Consider the following 2,478-nt stretch of genomic DNA (forward strand, 5'->3'; position numbering starts at 1 on the left):
AGACTAAAATCAGATTTTCGTATGCATCTGTACCACCTTTGCTTAATGGCATTTTATGATGACAGTGAATGTCGTGTACTTCCATAGGAAGTCCTGTAACTGCACATTTTCCATATTGAGCCGCAAATAGTGATATTCTGTTGTCTGCATATTCGATTGACCTGCCCTTGACAGGATTACGCATCAGCCATAACATTGCGTCGGTATTAATAGTTAGATTCTTATGAATCAGCTCTCGTCCCTTGACAGTGTACTTATTGATGTTTTTCCTTTTATTTTGGGCATTTTTCTGCGGAACGGCTCCCACTGGAACAATGGGACGTTCGTGCAGAAATCTCAATTGCCTGCTTTTACCATACTTGTCTTTGATAAAACCATTTTTCAGAGAACCCTTACGGGACACATCGCCTTTCAGCCGATTTCTAAGCTGTTTATTGATACTGAAGGCAAGCTTTCCAAAGTCCGCTGTTGTTTCTGTTGCTATACAGTAGTATTCATGCAGTCCTGCGACTACAGAATTATATTTCTGTAACTGTATAAACTGAGCTGTGTCATCTGGCGAATGAGCCAAAGTTTTTACTTCCTTGGTCAGCTTTTCATGAGCCTTTTTGTATGCCTTGTCACACATATGTGACCTGACGACATATTTCTTCCCCTTTTTCCGCACTTTCAGTTTGAATCCGAGAAAATCAGAATACTGTCTTTTTAGATTGACAACCTTAGATTTGTCTGGGCTTATATCAAGACCCAGGCGGTCTTTTAACCACATTTCTGTGGCTTTATACGCTCTGACGGCTTCTGCGTGTGTAGGGCAGAAGATTTTGAAATCATCGGCATATCGCACCGCATGCACTTCTTTCAGTCTGCTTCTGCGCAAAGCCCTGTAAGCATGGCTTTTGATAACTGTTCCCTGCTTATTGCTTCTTGTTGTAAAATCTGTTTTCGTTGGCATTTCTTCCCATTGGGAAGTAATCCACCAATCCAACTCGTTCAAAACAATGTTTGCAAGCAATGGTGACAGGATACCGCCTTGTGGAGTTCCCTTGATGGGGAAAGTTTTATCTCCATTTGGCAGAATAACAGATGCTTTCAGCATTTCCTTAATGATGCATAACAGCTTCTTATCTCTTATTCCCAATGCCCATATCTGCCTTATCAGTTTAGTATGATTGATGTTATCGAAAAATCCTTTAATATCAAGGTCTACTACGTGATACATATGCTGTACCTGTATCAATCGCATACACTGAGCGATGGCATGTTCAGCGGATCTATTCGGACGGAATCCGTAAGAATTATCGCTGAATTTTGCCTCGCATATCGGCTCCATGACTTGTAAGATACATTGCTGTACCACTCGGTCAACGATAGTTGGAATTCCCAGAGGTCTGGTCTTTCCATTGGGCTTTGGTATCTCCACACGCTTTACTGGGCGTGGGTGATAGCAGCTGAATTGCTTTCTTATGAGACGGACATATTCTTCCTCGTTTAATTTAGCAAGGTCATTAATTGTCCTTTTGTCCACACCTGCGGTATCACTTCCTGTATTCGTCTTTATCGTTCTGTATGCCAGCTTGATATTCTCTTCGCTCTCGATGATTTCCATGAGATGATTAAATATCTTGTCTTTCTTACTGTCTGCATACAATTCGTCAAAAGTACTTATCATGTCATAATACTCAGAATTGCGAATTTTTCTCTGTTTAGATTTCTGTTCTTGCTGTTTCGAAGTCAACACAGGCATCCTCTCCCTTCGGTTTGGATTTTCTTTGTCATACTCGAAGCTGCGTTTATCGTATATTCATTTTTTTCCGTTGAATTCGACTTGGGGCTATCCCTCCACGATGTTTAGCATCACTTCACAGGTACTGTGCCCCTACTCTCACTGGGATTAAGTACGGTTGTACCGGTTTTGCCCGGCTTTCCCGTCCAACGACCTGCAACGGCTTTTTTCATACGTTCCCAGCTTTCCACGTTCCGATATTCCTATCATTGATTACCTTTAGGTCCTTCCTCTAAGCCTGTGTCCAATCATGCATAATCATATCGCCTGTAACGATATATGGATGTTCATAACAACCATTCTTACTAATCCACGGACACGCCCATACAAGGGCTACTGCCTTTCGACAGTATCAACGTTTAGACTCGTACATTCGGAAGTTTGTCAGTACTTTCGTACATTCTGACCATGGGTAACCGACACCCGGCATATAGGTAGCACCATCCACCGCTGGATAGCTTTCGTATATGAAAGTTAGCCATATTTACGACTACTCTCTGCCGACTTTACCGAGCTTCTGACACTTTGGCGGTTGCACGCTGATGCCAGTCGGAGTATCAGTGTGAGCGCTTCGGGGCGTTACTCCCTCATTTCACTCATCGGAATATCAGTTCTCCAAAGTTTCAGGCTTGAAAGCCCTTCGACTTTGTGCGTAAGCTTTTCACTTACGAACGTGTCGCACGGTTGTCGTTGCC

General features: G+C 42.8%; 1 protein-coding gene. It reads right to left on the reverse strand.

Annotated features, from left to right (window positions below; genetic code table 11):
- On the reverse strand, nt 1–1,744 hold a 1,744-nt coding region (gene ltrA / locus DW826_RS14865), incomplete at its 3' end, for a group II intron reverse transcriptase/maturase (protein ID WP_242994117.1).
- Between the last annotated feature and the right edge of the window lie 734 nt (nt 1,745–2,478).

It is taken from the genome of Clostridium sp. AM34-11AC (genome assembly GCF_003435375.1).
Lineage (GTDB): Bacteria > Bacillota > Clostridia > Lachnospirales > Lachnospiraceae > Pilosibacter > Pilosibacter fragilis.